16 protein-coding genes and 1 riboswitch are annotated in these 17,015 nt (G+C 32.8%); of the genes, 2 read left to right on the top strand and 14 right to left on the bottom strand.

What is annotated here, in order from left to right:
- Positions 1 to 3: 3 nt before the first annotated feature.
- The 8 genes from HMPREF2597_RS07235 to cmk form a co-directional block, all read right to left on the bottom strand.
- On the bottom strand, positions 4 to 960 hold the full coding sequence (locus HMPREF2597_RS07235; protein WP_002478175.1) for a polyprenyl synthetase family protein: 957 nt from the start codon (positions 958 to 960) through the stop codon (positions 4 to 6).
- A 1-nt stretch (position 961) separates the two neighbouring features.
- Complete coding sequence (locus HMPREF2597_RS07230; RefSeq protein WP_002478174.1) at positions 962 to 1,687, bottom strand: demethylmenaquinone methyltransferase; 726 nt, start codon at positions 1,685 to 1,687, stop codon at positions 962 to 964.
- A gap of 12 nt (positions 1,688 to 1,699) precedes the next feature.
- Positions 1,700 to 2,266, bottom strand: coding sequence for a hypothetical protein (locus HMPREF2597_RS07225; protein ID WP_002478173.1), 567 nt, complete (start codon positions 2,264 to 2,266; stop codon positions 1,700 to 1,702).
- Between the two features lie 275 nt (positions 2,267 to 2,541).
- The gene (locus HMPREF2597_RS07220) at positions 2,542 to 2,814 is read right to left on the bottom strand and encodes an HU family DNA-binding protein (RefSeq protein ID WP_002478172.1); all 273 of its coding nucleotides are present in this window, start codon (positions 2,812 to 2,814) and stop codon (positions 2,542 to 2,544) included.
- A gap of 169 nt (positions 2,815 to 2,983) precedes the next feature.
- Positions 2,984 to 3,982, bottom strand: a complete 999-nt coding sequence (locus HMPREF2597_RS07215) for an NAD(P)H-dependent glycerol-3-phosphate dehydrogenase (protein ID WP_002492343.1) — start codon at positions 3,980 to 3,982, stop codon at positions 2,984 to 2,986.
- 17 nt (positions 3,983 to 3,999) lie between these two features.
- Positions 4,000 to 5,310, bottom strand: a complete 1,311-nt coding sequence (der, locus tag HMPREF2597_RS07210) for a ribosome biogenesis GTPase Der (RefSeq protein WP_002459076.1) — start codon at positions 5,308 to 5,310, stop codon at positions 4,000 to 4,002.
- Positions 5,311 to 5,483: 173 nt separating this feature from the next.
- Positions 5,484 to 6,662: a 30S ribosomal protein S1 gene (gene rpsA / locus HMPREF2597_RS07205; protein ID WP_002459075.1), complete on the bottom strand. Its 1,179-nt coding sequence runs from the start codon at positions 6,660 to 6,662 to the stop codon at positions 5,484 to 5,486.
- 269 nt (positions 6,663 to 6,931) lie between these two features.
- Positions 6,932 to 7,591 carry a (d)CMP kinase gene (gene cmk, locus HMPREF2597_RS07200; protein ID WP_002459074.1) on the bottom strand — a complete coding sequence of 220 codons (660 nt, stop codon included), beginning with the start codon at positions 7,589 to 7,591 and terminating at the stop codon, positions 6,932 to 6,934.
- Positions 7,592 to 7,667: 76 nt separating this feature from the next.
- On the opposite strand from cmk, the gene HMPREF2597_RS07195 reads away from it, so the two are divergent.
- The gene (locus HMPREF2597_RS07195) at positions 7,668 to 8,636 is read left to right on the top strand and encodes an asparaginase (protein ID WP_002478169.1); all 969 of its coding nucleotides are present in this window, start codon (positions 7,668 to 7,670) and stop codon (positions 8,634 to 8,636) included.
- Positions 8,637 to 8,927: 291 nt separating this feature from the next.
- Here HMPREF2597_RS07195 and HMPREF2597_RS07190 read toward each other — a convergent pair whose 3' ends face one another.
- The 5 genes from HMPREF2597_RS07190 to HMPREF2597_RS07170 all read right to left on the bottom strand — a co-directional run bounded on the left by HMPREF2597_RS07190 (position 8,928) and on the right by HMPREF2597_RS07170 (position 15,335).
- The gene (locus HMPREF2597_RS07190) at positions 8,928 to 9,911 is read right to left on the bottom strand and encodes an amidohydrolase family protein (RefSeq protein WP_002478168.1); all 984 of its coding nucleotides are present in this window, start codon (positions 9,909 to 9,911) and stop codon (positions 8,928 to 8,930) included.
- Positions 9,912 to 10,274: 363 nt separating this feature from the next.
- Positions 10,275 to 11,261, bottom strand: coding sequence for a bacillithiol disulfide reductase YpdA (gene ypdA / locus HMPREF2597_RS07185; protein ID WP_002478167.1), 987 nt, complete (start codon positions 11,259 to 11,261; stop codon positions 10,275 to 10,277).
- Positions 11,262 to 11,550: 289 nt separating this feature from the next.
- The gene (gene ebpS, locus HMPREF2597_RS07180) at positions 11,551 to 12,879 is read right to left on the bottom strand and encodes an elastin-binding protein EbpS (protein ID WP_002478166.1); all 1,329 of its coding nucleotides are present in this window, start codon (positions 12,877 to 12,879) and stop codon (positions 11,551 to 11,553) included.
- A gap of 130 nt (positions 12,880 to 13,009) precedes the next feature.
- On the bottom strand, positions 13,010 to 14,389 hold the full coding sequence (locus HMPREF2597_RS07175; protein WP_070817252.1) for a RecQ family ATP-dependent DNA helicase: 1,380 nt from the start codon (positions 14,387 to 14,389) through the stop codon (positions 13,010 to 13,012).
- On the bottom strand, positions 14,376 to 15,335 hold the full coding sequence (locus tag HMPREF2597_RS07170) for a helix-turn-helix domain-containing protein (protein WP_002459068.1): 960 nt from the start codon (positions 15,333 to 15,335) through the stop codon (positions 14,376 to 14,378). Before HMPREF2597_RS07170 ends, HMPREF2597_RS07175 begins: the two co-directional genes overlap by 14 nt.
- A 110-nt stretch (positions 15,336 to 15,445) precedes the next feature.
- On the opposite strand from HMPREF2597_RS07170, the gene HMPREF2597_RS07165 reads away from it, so the two are divergent.
- Complete coding sequence (locus HMPREF2597_RS07165) at positions 15,446 to 15,694, top strand: ferredoxin (protein WP_002449743.1); 249 nt, start codon at positions 15,446 to 15,448, stop codon at positions 15,692 to 15,694.
- Positions 15,695 to 15,835: 141 nt separating this feature from the next.
- Here the strand turns inward: HMPREF2597_RS07165 and HMPREF2597_RS07160 are convergent, their stop codons facing one another.
- Positions 15,836 to 16,378 carry an ECF transporter S component gene (locus HMPREF2597_RS07160; RefSeq protein ID WP_002478165.1) on the bottom strand — a complete coding sequence of 181 codons (543 nt, stop codon included), beginning with the start codon at positions 16,376 to 16,378 and terminating at the stop codon, positions 15,836 to 15,838.
- 65 nt (positions 16,379 to 16,443) lie between these two features.
- Positions 16,444 to 16,574: riboswitch (FMN riboswitch) on the bottom strand.
- Positions 16,575 to 17,015 lie beyond the last annotated feature (441 nt).

Here is a 17,015-nt window from a genome sequence, read left to right as displayed (position 1 = left end):
TGCTTATATTTCTCGGGAACCCATTTTTTTAATTAATTTTCGGAATAAATTTTGAGCATGTGGCTCGTTTAAACTATCTATAAGTTTTAATGCTTTATCTAAATAATGATCACTTACTTCTTTAGCTTCATGAATACTCTCAGAATTTCGTATATCTTGGATACATATTTCGAAATGCTCTTTAGGGCTTTCGGATGTTAAATCTGTTATTTTTTTCTTGAATTGACTGTTACGTCGCATTTCAAGTAATACAGGTAATGTAATATGTCCGTTCATTAGATCACTGCCAACGGGTTTCCCTAATTTATTTTCAGAACTTGTGAAATCAAGAATATCATCTATAATTTGGAAACTCATACCTATGTAATGACCAATCATTTTTAATTTATAAACGGTTTGTTGAGAGGCATTAGATGTTAAAGCGCCTACCTCTGTAGCCAATTGAATCAATAGAGCAGTTTTACGATTAATACGTCTTAAATAATTAGATATTGTTTGGTTACTGTTGAATTGATCTTGGAATTGAAATAGTTCTCCACGACAAACATCCACTATAGATGTAGAAATAATGGTATGAATTCGCGGATGATTAACTTCTGATAATTGTTCTAAGCCTAGCGCTAATAAAAAATTGCCAGTTAAAATAGCGGTAGTTTGGTCCCACTTTTTAGAAATTGTTAATCGACCTCTGCGTTTATCACTTTTGTCAATTACATCGTCATGCACAAGTGTTGCCATATGGATGAGTTCTAATGCTACAGCTACTTTATATGTATCTTCTGACTGTTTTGATTTACCAAATTGACTACTCAGTATGACAAATGCTGGTCTCACTCTTTTGCCTCCAGATGACAATAAATGAAGAGATGCTTCTTCAAGCACAGTATCATTACTTTTGATTATTTGTTCAAGAAGGTTATTTACTTTTTTAATTTCATTATTTATGTTTAACTTTGCCACGTTAATCACCTTTGGTAGAACTTTTTTCTTTATAGCCAAGGTGCATTGCAGCAACGCCACCTGTAAAGCTACGTACTTTAATGTTACTAAAACCAGCTTGACTAAATAGTCGTTTTAACTTTTCTTTATCTGGAAAATTAAATGTTGATTGTTGTAGCCATTCGTATTCTTCTTTAGATTTTGCAAAGAGTTTGCCAAAAATAGGCATAACGAATCTAAAATATAATTTGTAAACTTGTTTGAAAACAGGCATTGTAGGTTGACTAGTTTCTAGGCACACAACCATACCGCCTGGTTTTAGTACGCGATGCATTTCTTTCAGAGCGCCTAAATAATCTGGTACATTACGTAAACCAAAACCTATTGTTACATAGTCAAAAGAGTCATCTTCAAAAGGCAAATGCATAGCATCACCATGAACAAGATGAACATTATCCATAGCGGAAGTTTTTTCTTTTCCAACTTTTAACATATTTTCACTAAAATCAAGTCCAGTAACCTCACCGTTAGGGCCGACTGCTTTGCTTAATGCAATTGTCCAATCTGCCGTTCCACAGCATACGTCCAATGCAACGCTGTTTTTTTTAACACGCATTTCTTTCATTACATGTTTACGCCAAACTTTATGTTGTTCAAAGCTAATAATATTGTTTAAGCGATCATATTTTTGCGAAATATTTTGAAAAACGGTATGTACTTGTTCTTTTTTTGCATTATTGTCAGCCATTATGATTTACCTCTACTTTTTTTCTATAAAACTTTGATTAATTTTTTGAATATCAATTTTTGCTTTTTCTTTGCTATACATTTTTAAATATGATGGATAATATGTTTCAATATCTTCAAAAAGATACTTATAGATATTTGCTATGTCAATTTCTTCACTAAAATAAGATATCGTGATTTGGGGAAATATCGCTTCTATCTTTATGATAGCATCTGTGACTTCTTCTTCGGAAAGTGTTTGCTGATGCAAAGAAGACTTGATTTCATTTACTGTTATAATTGCCTTACTCATTGATAATTGAAAAGCTGGTTCATTTAAATCAGCTAACAATGTATAAAAATGGGCACTTAGTAAGTCACCAATAAGTATAGAATGTTTTGATAAGTTATTATCTGTTATACCATCTAGATGTCTCATTGATGTATCAATTGTGAGGCATGCAAGTTTCGCTTGTTCAGGGATATCGTATTTATCTAATAAACTACCAAGCTTTTGGTTAATATGGATTGGCTCATAGTCTGATATACCCTTTAACCTAACATCAATTTGTTTATTTAGTTTACTTATAGTCGTTTCCATTTTCACACCTCACGATATTATCAATATACATCTTAACATTATCTGCTTGAAAATTAAATAAAGATAGAACTTCTATCTGATGTCAAAGTTAAAACGCATGAGCATGTTGTTAATAAATATTAAAATTTTCTTATTTTGATCAACCTGTGATATTTGAATACAGTAGAGACGGAGTACAATTAGATTTTACAGTTTAATTGTAACGAAACTTATGTTATTTATGCATTTTTAACTATAAATAAAAAAGCCCTTTTAAAAGGGCTTTAATAAGTAAACTATTTAACAGCATCTTTTAATGCTTTACCAGCTTTAAATGCTGGTACTTTACTTGCAGGTATTTCGATTTCTTTGCCAGTTTGAGGGTTACGTCCTTTACGTGCAGCACGTTCACGTACCTCAAAGTTTCCGAAACCAATTAATTGAACTTTTTCACCTTTAGATAAAGAAGTTTGGATTGATTCGAAAACAGCATCTACAGCTGAACCAGCTTGTTTTTTAGTTAAGTCAGCTTGTTCTGCAACTGCATTAATTAAATCTGTTTTGTTCATATCAGATTCACCTCCTGATAAATGATAATGATAACTTAATACCATTATGGTATGACTTTAACACAATGAGACTAATAACCGCAATGATTTATGTGCGATAAACCTTGAAATAGAGCGATTTATTGATAAGTTTTTAAGTTAATATGCATTTATAGTGTAAAAATACACATTATTCCGATTTTTTATCTCTTCCCATTAATTTTTTTACGCCATCTTTAACAGGTTCGTTTTCAAATAATACTTCATATAAAGCATTGGTAATAGGCATATCAACGTGGAGCGATTTAGCTAAATGGTAAACAGATTCTGTAGTGTATATACCTTCTACAACCATATTCATTTCATTTAATGCTTCGTCCATCGTTTTACCTTGACCTAATTTGTATCCTAGAGTAAAGTTACGAGAATGTGTTGATGTACATGTTACGATTAAATCACCTATTCCACCCAACCCTAAAAACGTCATAGGATCAGCACCTAACTTTTCCCCTAAACGACTAATTTCTGCTAAACCGCGAGTCATTAATGCTGCTTTAGCATTATCGCCAAAGTTAAGTCCTGCTACAATTCCACTTGCTACTGCAATAATATTTTTTAATGCGCCACCTAATTCAACACCAATTAAATCGTTGTTTGTATAAACGCGTAAATAATCATTCATAAATAAGTCTTGAATGAGTTGACTAACTGCTTCATCTTTTGAAGATGCAGCTACTGTAGTTGGTTGTTTAATCACGACTTCTTCTGCATGACTTGGCCCTGATAAGACACCTATACCTGCATTATGTTCTGGAGCAATTGTATCTTCCAACATTTCTGATACACGTTTGAATGTGCCATTTTCAATTCCTTTTGCGACATGAATAAATGTTTTTTTAGAAGATAAGTGCTGATCAATTTCACCTGCTACTTCTCGCATCGCTTTTGTTGGTAAAGCCATCAGAAAAACGTCTGAAAATTGTATAGCTTGATTAATATCAGTTGTAGCTTTAATGCTATCACAAAGTTTAGCTTCTTTAAGATATTGTGGATTCATATGATGTTCATTTAGATTATTTACATTTTGTTCATTTTTCCCCCACATTAATACATCATGGCCGTTTTCAGCTAGTACATTTGCTAATGCGGTTCCAAAACTTCCCATACCAAAAATAGATATCTTTGTCATAATGATCCTCACTTTCTTTAATTTCGTTTTCTTGGAATAATATGAATCGGCGTGCCTTCAAAACCAAAAGCATCACGAATTTGGTTTTCTAAATAGCGTTTATAAGAAAAATGCATCAATTCAACATCGTTAACAAATATAACGAAGGTTGGTGGTTCAATTGCTACTTGAGTAGCATAGAAAACATTTAAACGGCGACCTTTATCTGTAGGTGTTGGATTCATTGAAATCGCATCTGTAACTACTTCATTTAGTGTAGAGCTTTGAACACGTTTTTTATGATTTTCGCTTGCTTCATTGATATAAGGGAACAGTGTACGTAATCTTTGTCGCTCTTTGGCTGAAACAAATGCAATTTGTGCATAATCTAAAAATTGAAAGTTTTTACGAATATCATCTGTAAATTTTTTCATTGTTTTACTATCTTTTTCGACAGTGTCCCATTTATTGACAACAATTACGACCGCTTTTCCTTCTTCATGTGCATAACCTGCAACGCGTTTGTCTTGCTCGATAATACCTTCTTCAGCATCAATAACAATAAGAACGACATTAGACCGTTCAATTGCTTTTAATGCACGTAAAACTGAATATTTTTCGGTAGACTCGTAAACCTTCCCTTTTTTGCGCATACCTGCTGTATCTATTAAGACATAATCTTGGTTATCATAAGTATACTCAGTATCGATTGCATCTCGAGTTGTACCCGCTACATTAGAAACAATAACGCGTTCTTCTCCAAGAATGGCATTCACTAAACTTGATTTTCCAACATTTGGACGTCCGATAATTGAAAGTCTAATTGTATCTTCATCATATGGATCCTCAGTTTCTTTATTGAAGTGCTTAACAACTTCGTCGAGTAAATCACCTAAGCCTAAGCCGTGGGAACCAGAAATTGGATAAGGTTCGCCAAAACCTAAAGCGTAAAAGTCATAAATATCAGTTTTCATTTCTGGATTATCGACTTTATTTACTGCAAGAACAACTGGTTTTTTAGATTTATATAAAATTTGAGCAACCATTTCATCACTTTGAGTTAAACCTTCACGTACATTAACCATAAAAATGATAACATCAGCTTCGTCAATTGCAATTTCCGCTTGTGCTCTGATTTGAGTTTGAAATGGCGCATCTCCGATTTCTATACCACCTGTATCAATGATATTGAATTCATGAGTTAACCATTCGCCTGAAGAATAGATACGGTCACGTGTGACACCAGGAGTATCTTCTACTATAGATACACGTTCACCGACTACTCTGTTAAAAATTGTAGACTTGCCTACATTTGGCTTACCTACAATTGCTACTACAGGTTTAGTCATTTGTTAATTCCTCTCTTTCTTAAATCTCTATAATTTTATCATATGCGTACTTTAAATCAAATAAACATTAATTTCTAGAGCTATAGCATCACATCATTTTTAAAATAATAATAGCCCAATTAAAGTAGATACCTTAACTGGACTAAATAAAAACGGATTATAAAAATAACGAATTAGAATTTTAAATCTTTAAATTTGTCTCCGAACATATCTCCTAATGTTGGATTGTCATCATCGCTATCATTATCTATATAAGATTGTGTTGTTGCCTCATCACTTTCAATGACATCTTCATTAGGTAAAGTTGCTTTAATTGAAAGTGAAATACGTTCATTATCTTCGTCAACACCAAGAATTTTGACATTGACTTGTTGGCCAGGTTCAAGTTTTTCACTTGGAGAACCGATGTGTTTATGGTCTATTTCTGAAATATGGACTAATCCTTGAACACCTGGTGCTACTTCAACAAAGGCACCAAAAGCAGCTAATCTTACAACTGTACCTTCGATAACATCACCTTCATGGAATTGGCCTTTAATGCGTTCGAAAGGTGTTGGAAGTGTGTCTTTGATAGACAGAGAAATACGTTCTGAATCTTTCTCTACAGATTTGACTTTCACTTCTACTTCTTGTCCTACACTAACAACGTCTTCAGGAGAATCTACATGTTCATGTGAAAGTTCTGATACATGTACAAGTCCATCTACACCACCAATATCAATAAAGGCACCAAAGTTTGTTAAACGTGCTACTTTACCTTTAATAACGTCTCCAGCATTAAGAGAATCAAGTAAAGATGCTTTTTTAACTTCATTTTCTGCTTGTTCTACAGCTTTACGGCTTAAAATGACTCTATTTTTTTCCGGTTCTAATTCTTCGACTTTAATTTTAATAGTTTGACCGTCAAACACAGAGAAGTCTTCGATAAAATCTGTTGAAATAAGTGAAGCGGGCACAAAGCCTCGTTGACCTACGTCTACCACTAAACCGCCTTTAACTACTTCAGTAACTTTTGCTTCAATTACTTCATCGTTATTAAGTTTCTCTTGTAAGTATTCATAGGATTTTTCAGTTTCAAGTTGTCTTTTAGATAGAATGTAAGCACCTGATTCATTTTCTTCATCAACTTCAATTTTAGTGACATATGCTTCGATGCTGTCACCTACGCTAACTACTTCATTTGGATTATCAATATGATGTGTAGAAAGTTGACTTATTGGAATGATACCATTGTATTTACCACCATTAATGTGAACTACAACTTGTTTATCTTCAACTTGTTGAACTTCACCGGTGATTTTGTCACCTTCTTTTATATCATTGATCATTGATTCGTTGAATTCTTCAGTCATCTTGTTTGCCTCCTTATACACTACATAATTATAACATCTTATAATATGACAGAATTGTCAAGAAATTCCTTCTCATGCGAATCATGAAACATAAACTTGTCAGAGCTTCTTGAAAAAAGTAATGAAAAAGATTATTGAATATTCAAGAATTTAAAAAGTAATTTTTAGGTCTTTAATTGATATATACAACTTTATTATATGCCTTAATGTACTTTTGATAAAAGAAAAGCAACTATGATTTTAAACGTTAATCATAGTTGCTAGTAACATTATTTAATTTTGTCTACCAAATTTAAAATTTCATCTGTAACTTCTTCGATTGATTTTCCTGTTGTATCTAATGTAATGGCATCTGTAGCTTTTTTTAGTGGTGAAATTTCTCGGTTCATGTCATATTGATCACGTTCAGCAATATCAATCTTTAATTGTTCGATATTAGATTCAATGCCGCGTTGTTCATTATCTTTTTGACGACGTTCAGCACGCTCTTCAACGGAAGCTATCATATACACTTTAAGTTCTGCATCAGGTAGAACTACGGTACCAATGTCTCTACCATCCATAACAATCCCTTTTTGATGTGCAAGTTTTTGTTGGATTTTAACTGCGAATTTTCGAATTGGTGCCTTTGATGCGACATATGACACGTGACTCGTGACTTCGTTATCACGTAAAAAATCTGTAACATCTTCGTCATCAAGAAGGATGCGTTGGCCTTTTTCAGGGTCATATGTAAGCTGCAAGGTTGTATGTTGGATTAAATCTTCGAAGTCTTCCGTTTTATTTAGTTTTAAATATTTATATGTTAATGCCCGATACATCGCACCAGTATCCACATATATCATTTTTAATTGAGTTGCAACACGCTTTGCAATCGTGCTTTTTCCTGCTGCTGCTGGTCCATCCAACGCAATATTAATTGAAGCCATTATTAAATTACCTACCTTGTTGTTTTATTTATAATATTTTATCATAAATATGTAAATGATAACTAGGAGGACACATATGAAAAAGTTACTTGTCATTCATACAGGCGGAACGATTAGTATGTCACAAAATCACTTAAATAAAGTGATAACTAACAAGAATAATCCAATTTCTCAACATGAATCATTGATACAGCAATATGCTGACATCCAAGAGGTACATCCTTTTAATGTGCCCTCCCCACAAATAACTATTGAACATATTATTCAGTTAAAAGATATTATTGAATCTGCAAATATCAATAATGAATATGATGGATTCGTTATAACTCATGGTACAGATACTTTAGAAGAAACAGCTTTTTTACTGGATTTAATTATTAGCATTGAGGCTCCAATTGTCATTACGGGTGCAATGCGTTCCTCAAATGAAATTGGTTCGGATGGCTTATATAATTTTATAAGTGCCATTAGGGTTGCAACGTCTAAAGAGGCGCAGAATAAAGGTGTAATGGTTGTGTTTAATGATGAAATTCATACTGCACGTAACGTAACAAAAACGCACACGTCTAATATCAATACTTTTCAAAGTCCTAATCATGGCCCATTAGGTGTCTTAACAAAAGATAATGTTCAATTCCATCACCATCCATATCAGCAGACTGTATACTCAAAAGTGAATGCCGACCTTGTAGTACCTTTGATTAAAGCGTATTTAGGAATAAGTAGTGATATTTTTAACTTTTATGCTCAGCAACAAGTTGATGGCATTGTTATAGAAGCGTTAGGACAAGGAAATTTACCAACAACATGTTTAGCTGGATTAGAACGTTGTATACAACAGAAAATCCCTGTAATAATTGTTTCTCGTTCATTCAATGGTATTGTAAGTCCGACTTATGCTTATGAAGGTGGTGGTTATGATTTAGAATCGAGAGGTTGCATTTTTTCAAATGGATTGAATGGGCCTAAAGCGAGATTAAAATTATTAGTTGGCTTGAGTAATCAATTAACACTTAAACAATTGAATAGTTATTTCAATTTTTAATGTTTAATAATAAATAAGGTTGATAAGTCTAGTTAGAATACTTTATGTAGTTAATTATTTTAAACAATGAATAATTAGAATTAAATATGGAAACTTAATTATTTTATATGGGTAGTAGATCCGGGATATTATTATGTTTTAGGCTATCAACTAAATACTGGCAGTAGTTTGACTGGATTGAAAATACGCTGATACCAACCTTTTTCAATTCTAGTCAACCTTTGCCGGGGCGGGACTACGAATTCATAATGAACGCTGTCCTGTTCCCTCCTGCGCTAGTATTAACATTAACTAAAAACTATCTTTAAATCTTGGGAATAATGTGAGTGCATTATTTCTTTTAACATCTTCAATCTTTTGAGGGTTAAAATTAGCATCATTTTCTATAGTGTTAATCATTAATTTGTCAATTTTTTCAGGTGCATAGTGGGCGTCACTACCAAATAGAATATGATCATCTGTTGTTGTCTCATCTAATGCTTTGAATGTTGCTAACTGTGTTGATAACGCAGTATCGTAATAAAAATCACTTATATAGTCTTCAGGTGATTTAGAAAGGGTTACATATTTACTATTATCCATTGTTTGTTCAATAAGTTCGTAACATTGATTAATTCGCCATGTTAGATATGGAAGTGTGCCACCTGCATGAGCTAAAATAATTTTAATATTAGGATATCGGTCCATCGTTCCACTCAAAATCAGATTAGCAGCTGCTCGTGTAGTATTAAATGTAAACTCAGCCATAAAGTCGACTGGCATGTATTTTGGTCGGGGTACATAATCTGGCGGTGTACTTGGATGAATAAAGAGAACTGCTTGTCTGTCATTTAAAACTCTCATTAAATCCTCAAATTCAGGATCTCCTAAAAATGATTCACTATAGTTTGACAACAATGCCACACCATCTAATTTCAGCGTATCTAAAGCATAAATTGCCTCTTCTATAGCGCCTTCAACGTCAGGAAGTGGTAAAGTAGCGAATGCTCCAAAACGATTTGGATAATCATTGATGAGTTTTGCTTGAAGTTCGTTAATATTTCTTGCTACGTCTTTCCTTTTTTCTGGATCTAATGGTTCAAGAGCAGGATCAGAAATAGAAGTAATACCCGCCTCGATACCTAACCGATCCATCATCTCAATGCTATCTTGGGGTTCCCATTTTTTTATTTTAAGTCCACCAGCTTTATCGATGCCACTATCATTTAATGCTTTTAAATAAATTTCGGGAATAATATGATGATGAATGTCTATATATCCACTACGTTTAACCATAAATAAACGCCTCCAATTTTTAAACTTCTATACAACTCGACTATTTATAGACAACTTGTATAGAAACCATGTTACGCTTAGTATGAATAATTTCAATGAACAAAAATTATTAAATTGTATATTAAACTACAAAATATTCATTAGTGTAAATAAAATATAAGATTATAGATAAAAATATGAGTTATGACTAATAAACGTCAAAAATTTAACTTAAACTATTGAAAGAAAAAATATAAATTAAATTGGGGTTTCAAAAGGAAAAAATATAGGTCTAGTCTTCTCTAAAATAAAAAAAGCTATGAAGAAATCAATGAGTATAAAATTTCTTCATAGCTTTTTTTATTATGTTGTATTTATAAATGGTTAAGTCTCTAAAGGTGTTTGCTTTTTAGTTAAAATGCTTTGTGTAATGACGCCACCATGGTATTTTCCGTTTTCAATAAAAATCGAATTATTGTCATTTCCAGCAGTGATGACCCCTGCAATATAACAGTTTTCTACATTTGTTTCATAAGTTTCTTTATTATGGACTGGTGCAGTGCCATATTCGTTTGTATTAATTTCAATTCCGATTGACTCTAAAAAGTCATAATCAGGATGATATCCAATCATAGCAAAAACATAGTCATTTGGTATTTCGATAAGCTTACCATCTTTTTTATATGTAACGGTAGTTTCGCTAATCTTTTCTACTGTTGCATTAAATTCCATCTTTATTTTCTCATGATTAACCAATGATTCGAAGTTTGGCAAAATCCACGGTTTAATAGCGGCTGAATAACGGTCTCCTCTATATAATACGGTAACATTAGCACCTGCTTTTTCTAATTCCAGTGCAGCATCAACAGCAGAATTTTTACCGCCAATGACCACAACATTTTGATCAAAATATGGATGTGCTTCTTTAAAATAGTAAAAAACTTTAGCTAAATTTGCACCTTCAGCTTCTAATTGATTATGCTGACCATAGTATCCTGTAGCGACAGTTAAGAATTTACATTGATATACATCTTTAGTAGTCGTTATAGTAAATTTATTGTCAATTTTTTTAACCGTTAAAACTTCTTCAAAGGCGTGTACATTTAATTGATGGTGTTTGACTACTTCACGGTAGTATACGAGTGCTTGATTACGATGCGGTTTACTTTCTTCAACAATAAATGGAATATCACCTATACTTAGTTTGTCACTTGAAGAAAAGAATGTTTGATGTGTAGGATATTTGTATATTGAATCAACAACATTACCTTTTTCAATGACTAAGGTTTCAATACCTTTCTTTTTTTGTTCTATAGCTGCACTTAAACCACATGGGCCTCCTCCAATAATAATACTTTCATAACTTTGCATTTTTATGGCCTCCTTTAATCCCTTAATTATTATAGCAGTTGGTTTCTTATTTCTAAATAAAATTGTTTGATGTATTTAAAAGAGATTTAGCAATGAATATGATTAAAAAAGAGCGGGACTATGAATTCATAATGAATTCTGTCCCGCCCCGGTAAGGTTGACTAGGGTTGGAAAGAGCTTATTATAAGCGTATTTTCAATCCAGTCAATTACTGTCAATATATATTTTTATATGGTTATATTTTTGAAGGTACCTTTTTTAGACGTATCGCTTTGGTTATTTATTTGTCTTATCTTGGTATAACTAAATGTTGTCCATTAGAAATGTTATTACTTGTTAAGCCGTTTGCGGCTTTTATTTTATTAACATTTTCTGGAGAACCATTACCATAATATTGAATGGCGATACGATAAAGATTTTGGTTACCAACAACGGTATGCGTTTGTTGGCCTTGTGCGCTATTTGACTGTGACGCTCCGTTTTGTTGTTGTTGCGCATTTTGATTGTTAGCTTGATTATTTACACCGTTTGAATTATTAGCTGATGCGTTATCAGAGTTTGCTTCAGAATTGTTGTCATCATTTGATGCATTGTTACTACTATTATCATCTTTTTTATCTTTACTATCTGATTTTTCTTTGTTGCTTTTATCATTGTTACTAGTTTTATCTTTCTTATCTTGTTGTGCTACTTTTTGATTGTCATCTGCTTGATTATCACCGTGATCTTTATTCAAATACATACCTAAAAAGATAGCTAGCGCGGCAAGCACAAGCAATAAAGCTAATAATGGCAACAATAAGCCTTTAATTCCACGTTTGTTCGATTCCTTATCATCATGATGCTCGGGTCTGTTCGTATTGTTGTAATGATTGTTTTGACTTGCTGCTCCAGCTGCACCTGCTGTACCACTACCTGCAGCCTTTTTCTTATCATTTTGGGTTGATCTCTGTTTATTTTCTTGTTGGGTAGAATCATCATTGTTATTTTTATTGTTATGATTTGCTGCTGCACCTATTCCAGCGGCTCCAGCAGCTCCAACGCCTGCAGCTGTTGTTTTGTCTAATTTAGACGACTTTTTTTCTGGATTATTTTGCGCTTGATCATCATCTGCTATTGCTTGCTTAGTTTCATTTTGAGTACTTTGATTGTTTTGTTTGTTGCTTTGTTGTTCGCCAGTATTTCGAGTATCGTGTCTATTGCTTACTGATTCCTTATTATCATGACTTGCTGCGCCAACACTTGCACTGGCCGCACCTTTACGGTTCTGAGAATTCGCATTTTTGTGTTCTGTTGGCTTTGCTTCTTGTTGCGGTTTAGTTGAATCATGTGATGGTTGTCTTTCATCTTCCGTTTGATGGTTTTGATTGTCTTTTTCATTATAGTTATGAACTTGTTTATCTTGATTGCTTTTGATGTTCCGCTGACGTTTACGTTGACGACGTTGTGCATTTCGGGGTGGAAATTGTTGGTTGTTGTCTAAATTTTCTTGTACTTGCTCCTTTTCATTTGTTGTGTGTTCTTCTGTGTGGTGTTCTGATTTATCTTCGTGCTGATTCGTGTCAATTGATTGACGGTTTTTTTCAAAATCATCTTTAAAATTATTAGACACACTCATCATCCTTTCTCTACTGCGAATTAATTATTGTTAGTTATAGTTTACCCAAGAAAATTTATAATATGTACTTATAAATACAATTTATTACAATAATTATAGCGTTACTAAATATTTATAGCAAAGGAAGTACTTAGCTAAGAAATAAATTTTTAAGTTTATCTTCATAAGACATTTGACGTTTGACCTTTTTTCGATTATAAATTTTAAGCGGTTTTATATCAGTATCATGGTCACAACATATAGATGGAATATCAGGGACTTCTCCAAAAAATTCTAATAAGTATTTTCGACGACATTGATCAAGTTGGCTATAACTAAGCATACGATTAAGTGCGAGTTGTTTTCTCTCTTGTGCTATTTGGAAAATCTGTTTAAGTTGTGCATAAGTGAAATGAGAATGTAAGATTTCTAATATATCTTGCTTCAATGGCTCAATGTTTGCACCAAGTTCGTAGCAGTCAATATCATAAGGTAAAATCATATCTGCAAAAAGGATGGTTTCTAATAAATAGCGATCATCCGGTTGAAATAGGCTAATTGCTTGGCTCGGTTGCTGATCACGCCCGGCTCTTCCTATTTCTTGTAGATAACTAGACGGACTGGTAGATAGATGAAAATGAATAACCGTGCGAATATCCTTTTTATTGACTCCCATACCAAATGCACTAGTTGCTACAATGACTGGTATATCATTATTGATAAATTGTTGTTGGACGGTTTGTCGTTCTTGATAAGATAAATCACCATGGTATATCCCTGTTAAATACCCATGTTTATATATAGTCTTGGCTAATTCAACACACATTTTTTTAGACGAAACATAAATAATTGTTGGACCAGATTGTTCTATATAGTGCATTAACCAATTCATTTTTTCTTGATCATTTCTAAAGTTAATGTGCTGAAAACTAATATTAGGTCTATTCATATGTGTTTTGATAACATGAAATGACACATTTAACAGCTGATTTAAATCCTGTTCCAAATGTGGCGGAGCAGTAGCAGTTAGCGCAAGGATGGTAGCATTTTTATAATAGTTGGTTATTTTACTAATAAGCGCATAATGTGGTCTGAAGTCATATCCCCATTCAGAGATACAATGTGCTTCATCTAGTACAATAAGACCAAAATCGATAGTTGAAATTAGTTTGAAGTTTTGAGGTTGTAATATAAATTCAGGACTTAAAAATATAAAGCGACTCTTCGCTAAGCGTTTTATATTCCAGTTTTTTTCATTATCATCCATACCTGAATGAATGTATGCAACAGACTGTTCTCCACTCATTTTTAATTGTGCAACCTGATCGTCCATCAAAGAAATAAGCGGGGAAATAATTAAAGTTGATTGCTGTAATTCATAAGTAGCCATTTGATAACATAGACTTTTACCGCTACCAGTCGGTAAAATGCCCAATGTATGATTTGAATCTAATACACTTTTAATAATTTCCTTTTGTCCTGCTTTAAAGTTATCAAAACCAAACCAGGATTTTAATTTATCCTCTAGCAATAAGCTCACCTCTTTCAATTCCAACAATCATTAGTTTTATTTCAAAATAAGACAAGTTTGGGAAGGCCTGTTTATATGCTTTTAATCGCTCTCCGCGATGTTTGTTATAAAATTCATTAAATTGATGGAAACCGTCTTCAGATATGAAATCAAAATAATGAGTGATATAACCTTTAATAAATAACTCCAGTATATGATCTTCGATTGTATTCAGTTTGACGTGTTGTTTTTGAGCAATTTGCGTCATTGAAAAACGTTGTTTTAATTGTTGTTGGGTTATGTGTGTTTTATGTAATAACGACGGTTTAATGATACATTGACTAAGTATTGGATAACGATATTCTATTTCTAGTTCATACATTAGTGTTACAAGTTCATTCATTTCTAGGTTAAATAAATGCTGTTCAGGTATACTTTCAATCAAACTGATTTGTTGACGGGTATACATTGGTTCTTCATAGCCTTGTAAATAATAATGTAGACAACAATAATTGTTATTATTTGTATATAGAGCTTTAAATAATTGATTTAGCTCAGTGATAAATGCGCTATCCTTATCTTCTTTTTTTATATAGTAGTAGATTTGTTTAACTTTTCTTTGGATAAGGCCATGCTGTGAAATAGGTATAAATGAATAGACATTTTGTTGCGTGTTTGACAACGTTTGAATAAGTAATTGAATACAATTGAAAGTATGTACTAAACTATCATACGTATATCTTGGATGAACTTTTATCGTCATGTCATTGTTAACATTTTGTGCCATAAATCGCTCGAAAGACGGATATTTTAAATTGGGTAAACTGTGATATAATGATAAAAGTTGTTGACTGCAGGCGTCAAAAAAGGTTTGATGTGTTTTTTTGCCTGTTAATAAATTAAAAATGCTTTTATTTGTTTTATAAGTGAATGAATGTTGTTTAGAATAAAGTATAATATCTTTCAATCTCGACCCTCGCTCTTATGAAACTGATAAATTAATAAAAAGTTTTTTCGATGTATACATGAGTATTTGTTATACTAGTGTAGCATGTTTATCAAAGGAGGCGAATGAAAATGGCTAAATATACAATCGTTGATATGGATACGTGTATTGCATGTGGTGCATGTGGTGCGGCCGCTCCAGATATTTATGATTATGACGATGAAGGTATTGCTTTCGTAATCCTTGATGATAACCAAGGTACTGCCGAAGTGCCAGAAGAGTTATATGAAGATATGGAAGATGCCTTAGAAGGTTGTCCAACTGATTCCATCAAAATAGAAGAAGAACCTTTTGATGGTGATGCTTTAAAATTCGAATAGCACATAGCTATTTTATATATAGTAGATTAGTAGTTAAAGCAAAATATTAATTATAATAATTGCAGGCAATGTTTCTCAAATGGTAGCATTGCCTGCTTTGTATTTACAAGCGTATTTTTAAAAGTTTCATTTACCTGTTAATTATTTAAGTACGCTTTTAATTCTGCGATATAAAAGTATAAATATGATTGAGATGATTGCCCCTTTGATAATATTAAACGGTATGATACCAGAGACGATAATGATTTTTATATTTTTTACAATATCTGCTAAGTTGAAAATCATGCCATATAGTGGTAACAATACGAAATAATTTAAAATACTAAGTACAATGGTCATAACTAATGTAGCCATGACTAATGCAGTTATCATTGCTTTATTAGCAACATGTCCTCTTTTATTAACATAATATGCTGTAAGTAAGAAACTTATACCGGCTAAGAAATTAGCCACAGGACCTACTGGGTCTCCCATATTAAAGAAAAAATTAAGCAAATTTTTAATAAATGCTACTATAATACCTGCTATAGGACCCATTGAAAAAGTTGCTAACAATGTAGGGACATCACTGAAATCTAATGTTAAGTATGGCGGAAAAAAAGGTAGTGGAAACTTTAAAAAAGTCAAAACAAAGCCAATGGCACTTAACATGCTGATGGTTATTAGACGTTTATTTTGTTGCATATGTAGTTTTCTCCTTCCATTCATCTTGCAAAGAATTGGAGGAAAATTGTTCGCAACAAATAAACCTCCATCTTCTCCCATCCAGACTATACTGTCGGCTCTAGATTCGCACTAGATCAGCCGCTTGTTGAACACAAGCAGGTCGCAGGCTTTATTTACTGCCGGTTGGGAATTACACCCTACCCCGAAGATGAATTTTAAAATATTTTACGTCATTAATCATACGACAACACTAGCCGCAAAGCAATAAAGTTGCCCGGTAAGAGATGATGATTGAGAGCGGGACAGAATTCATTATGATTTCGTAGTTCCGTATCGGAAAGGTTGACTAGGATGGAAAAAGCTTGGTATAAGGATATTTTCAATTCAGTCAACTACTGCCAATATATCGTGCATAGTTAATCTCAATATGTTTTAACTGATATTAACTATATATAAGGTCAGGTCGGCTCATAAACGTCTCTGCTTAAATAGCCTTCGTCCTTATTTTTATATTAAGTCAAAGTCCAGCACAGAAAAAACTGACTAAACCAGTTTTTTCTAACAAAGCAAGCTGAAGTAGTCTCCTAAGCATGCGAGTCGATCATACAAAGTATTGAATATAAAAAAGCACAAAGACGATTTTTAATTTTAAATC

This window comes from Staphylococcus sp. HMSC063A07 (assembly GCF_001836955.1).
Lineage (GTDB): Bacteria > Bacillota > Bacilli > Staphylococcales > Staphylococcaceae > Staphylococcus > Staphylococcus lugdunensis.
Note: the sequence above shows the minus strand (reverse complement) of the source record. Positions and strands in the feature narration are given on the sequence as shown.

Coding starts and splice junctions, on each gene's coding strand:
- HMPREF2597_RS07230 (WP_002478174.1), bottom strand. CDS start 1,687: ATGGCTGACAATAATGCAAAAAAAGAACAAGTACATACCGTTTTTCAA.
- HMPREF2597_RS07225 (WP_002478173.1), bottom strand. CDS start 2,266: ATGGAAACGACTATAAGTAAACTAAATAAACAAATTGATGTTAGGTTA.
- HMPREF2597_RS07220 (WP_002478172.1), bottom strand. CDS start 2,814: ATGAACAAAACAGATTTAATTAATGCAGTTGCAGAACAAGCTGACTTA.
- HMPREF2597_RS07215 (WP_002492343.1), bottom strand. CDS start 3,982: ATGACAAAGATATCTATTTTTGGTATGGGAAGTTTTGGAACCGCATTA.
- der (WP_002459076.1), bottom strand. CDS start 5,310: ATGACTAAACCTGTAGTAGCAATTGTAGGTAAGCCAAATGTAGGCAAG.
- rpsA (WP_002459075.1), bottom strand. CDS start 6,662: ATGACTGAAGAATTCAACGAATCAATGATCAATGATATAAAAGAAGGT.
- cmk (WP_002459074.1), bottom strand. CDS start 7,591: ATGGCTTCAATTAATATTGCGTTGGATGGACCAGCAGCAGCAGGAAAA.
- HMPREF2597_RS07195 (WP_002478169.1), top strand. CDS start 7,668: ATGAAAAAGTTACTTGTCATTCATACAGGCGGAACGATTAGTATGTCA.
- HMPREF2597_RS07190 (WP_002478168.1), bottom strand. CDS start 9,911: ATGGTTAAACGTAGTGGATATATAGACATTCATCATCATATTATTCCC.
- ypdA (WP_002478167.1), bottom strand. CDS start 11,261: ATGCAAAGTTATGAAAGTATTATTATTGGAGGAGGCCCATGTGGTTTA.
- ebpS (WP_002478166.1), bottom strand. CDS start 12,879: ATGAGTGTGTCTAATAATTTTAAAGATGATTTTGAAAAAAACCGTCAA.
- HMPREF2597_RS07165 (WP_002449743.1), top strand. CDS start 15,446: ATGGCTAAATATACAATCGTTGATATGGATACGTGTATTGCATGTGGT.
- HMPREF2597_RS07160 (WP_002478165.1), bottom strand. CDS start 16,378: ATGCAACAAAATAAACGTCTAATAACCATCAGCATGTTAAGTGCCATT.